We start from the raw sequence: 2,487 nt of genomic DNA on the forward strand, positions 1-2,487 counted from the left end.
GTTCAGTTAGTTGAGTATAAACTAAATACTAGACCAAGAAAATGTTTAGGGTTTAAAACACCCTTCGAGATATTTTATGATAAACTGTTGCACTTAGCTTGACAATTCGCCTCTTAAAAATACAAATTCCCTTATATACAATAAAAGGAATTGAACAAACTGCACCAATCAAACCATAAATAGGAAACGCAATAACTCCTATTAATACCTTTGGTGCTTTAGATGTTAGCCATTTAGACGATAAGTAGCTATACAAAATTATCCCAGTTGGTATTCCAGAAAATAATAATCCAAAAGAAATAATGCTTCTTGTAAATCCTATTGGCTCTGGAATAGACATCCCTTTGCTATTTAAAAGTGCAATGTACTCAGGATTGCTAAGTTGTTTTATCTGTTCCGCTGCTACAAAATATCCTATCACACATCCAATGACTAAAAATATAATAATAATTGATATCTGTTTAAGTTCTTTCTTCATAATTTGATTTTCTCTTTCCAATTTATATTTTTTGATTTGTCTATACTACAATTTATCTTTTCTTCTTTTTCCTTGGAGCTGGCAATTCATCATACATTGCATTTAATAATCCGGTTAAAAACTCCTTATCATCAACCTCATCTACCAACAACATCTCCTTTGCCCCTTCATAAGGCAATTCATATCTAGCTGACGGCATATAATTAATTGCTGATTTCACTGGCTTTACAAGAAATCTATCGTCGTAAATTCCACCTACAATTTTTCCTCTATAATAAATGATAAACTCACCCATCATAGATCTATATGTAATTTCTTCCAAATCAGATAATTTTTCTAAAATAAAATCTAAGTATTCTTTACTTGATGCCATTGTGATTTCTTCCTTTCAAATAATTTTAAATTTTAGCCTATGTATTTATTAAAAAATACCTTTATTATATTTTTATTACTTATTGTTCACTTGTAATATCCTCAGCTATTGTTTCAATAGCTTTTTTAGCGAAATTCACCTTTCTTTCGCTAACCACCTCTGCTCCATCTTTTATAATAATATCAGCAACACAGAGCTGATTTTCTTTACTTGGCTTGTCACTTCCCATAAGAGTAAGCCATTTTACTTCTACATCTTTTTCGTCTATCTCTTTATAATACTCCACCGAATAACTCATCTTTTCAAAAAATACTGAATTCGAACTGGCTTCTACAAAAATCTCCCCTTCTTCATTTTGAGTTATCTTTATTGTTTGATTTACTATTTCATCTTTAGATGAGACATACTCCTCATTTGGAGAAATTGTAGATTTAAATATAACTTTTTCGCCTATATTTTCTTCTGTTTGAGAATTATTAGAAGAACAGCCTACTAAAGAAAAACAAATAACAAAAAATATCAGAAGTAATTTTATTTTTTTCATATAATTATCTCCTTATTAAAATTATATTTTTTATTTATATTTCAATTATACTATCCACAATATGTACCAACAATAAATTTAACAGATAATTCTCAATATTTTATTTTCAATTAAAAAAGGTACCCATCACAACAACGAGTACCTAAATATTGCTAACAAAAAAAACCACCAATCTATTGGCCGTAGTGGTGGTTTCACATTTTCTATAACTATTAAGTTTAGAAAAAAATAACCTTTAAAGCTATCGTTTCTGTTATTCTTATCTTTCTTTATTATAACATACTTTACTATTATAAGAAATACAAATATCTGAATATAATAATTATCTTTTTATTTTCAAAAATTTGCTAGATTATTTAATTATATAAAATACTTAAACAAACCACTCCCAATTATATAATAAAAAATTACAAGCCCAAGCTAATAATAGATAAATTACTGGCTCTAAATTTCCTAATGAAACAGTTCTTTTTTCTTCATTTCTATTGAAAAAGTGTCTTTCAATTACTTTCCAAACTACAAAACCAAAAATCGTTCCCAAAACATTCATCATTAAATCATCTATATCCACTAATCTATTTGTTGGAAGCTGCGAAAATTCAATTAACATAGAAAAAACTAAACCTGTTAAAGCAACTTTTATTGGATTTCTAAAATTTTTCCATATATACGGTAGTAAAAATCCAAGTGGCATAAGCATAATAACATTCATAATATATGTAAACACACCATCTGACTGAAATGGTATAAAACTAATATTAGCTTGCTGCAATGTCGTAATTAATCCGCCTTTAGAAATCATCTCCCATATTGATCCAATTCCTGTTACTGAAAATACAAGATAAACATAAATCATCATAATAAATGTCCATAAATAATGGCTTGTAGTAGATTTTTTATTGAAAAATAGCATAACAACCTGATATATCAATGCAGGTAATACAGTTAAAATAATTGGAATAAATAACATAAAAGTCATGTTTATCACTCCTCGTATAATATATTTAAATTTAATTTTATTAATTTTCATTCCTATCTCATTTTCTATGTGAGATAATCTGATTAAAGATAGAGGTCGTAGTATCACTCCTT

At 27.5% G+C, this 2,487-nt stretch carries 4 protein-coding genes and 1 pseudogene; 1 reads left to right on the plus strand and 4 read right to left on the minus strand.

Annotated elements, in window-relative coordinates:
- Positions 1 to 102 (plus strand): annotated as a pseudogene (locus ACK2WN_RS11875) (IS30 family transposase); the annotation flags it as partial.
- On the opposite strand, the gene ACK2WN_RS11880 reads toward ACK2WN_RS11875, so the two are convergent.
- The 4 genes from ACK2WN_RS11880 to ACK2WN_RS11895 form a co-directional block, all read right to left on the minus strand.
- Positions 53 to 478 carry a hypothetical protein gene (locus tag ACK2WN_RS11880; RefSeq protein WP_416155686.1) on the minus strand — a complete coding sequence of 142 codons (426 nt, stop codon included), beginning with the start codon at positions 476 to 478 and terminating at the stop codon, positions 53 to 55. The pseudogene ACK2WN_RS11875 and the gene ACK2WN_RS11880 sit on opposite strands and share 50 nt — an antisense overlap.
- A gap of 52 nt (positions 479 to 530) precedes the next feature.
- A complete protein-coding gene (locus tag ACK2WN_RS11885; RefSeq protein ID WP_416155683.1) occupies positions 531 to 851 on the minus strand; it encodes a TfoX/Sxy family protein in 321 nt (106 codons plus the stop codon).
- Between the two features lie 79 nt (positions 852 to 930).
- Positions 931 to 1,395 (minus strand): hypothetical protein, encoded by a 465-nt coding sequence (locus ACK2WN_RS11890; RefSeq protein ID WP_416155684.1) that lies wholly within the window; start codon positions 1,393 to 1,395, stop codon positions 931 to 933.
- A gap of 373 nt (positions 1,396 to 1,768) precedes the next feature.
- Positions 1,769 to 2,487, minus strand: a 719-nt coding sequence (locus ACK2WN_RS11895) for a VanZ family protein (protein ID WP_416155685.1), incomplete at its 5' end; no start/stop codon positions are given.

It is taken from the genome of Peptacetobacter sp. AB800, assembly GCF_047807365.1.
Lineage (GTDB): Bacteria > Bacillota > Clostridia > Peptostreptococcales > Peptostreptococcaceae > Peptacetobacter.

Excerpts from the sequence above, each read along its gene's own strand:
- ACK2WN_RS11890 (WP_416155684.1), bottom strand. The coding sequence starts at position 1,395 with ATGAAAAAAATAAAATTACTTCTGATATTTTTTGTTATTTGTTTTTCT.
- ACK2WN_RS11880 (WP_416155686.1), bottom strand. The coding sequence starts at position 478 with ATGAAGAAAGAACTTAAACAGATATCAATTATTATTATATTTTTAGTC.
- ACK2WN_RS11885 (WP_416155683.1), bottom strand. The coding sequence starts at position 851 with ATGGCATCAAGTAAAGAATACTTAGATTTTATTTTAGAAAAATTATCT.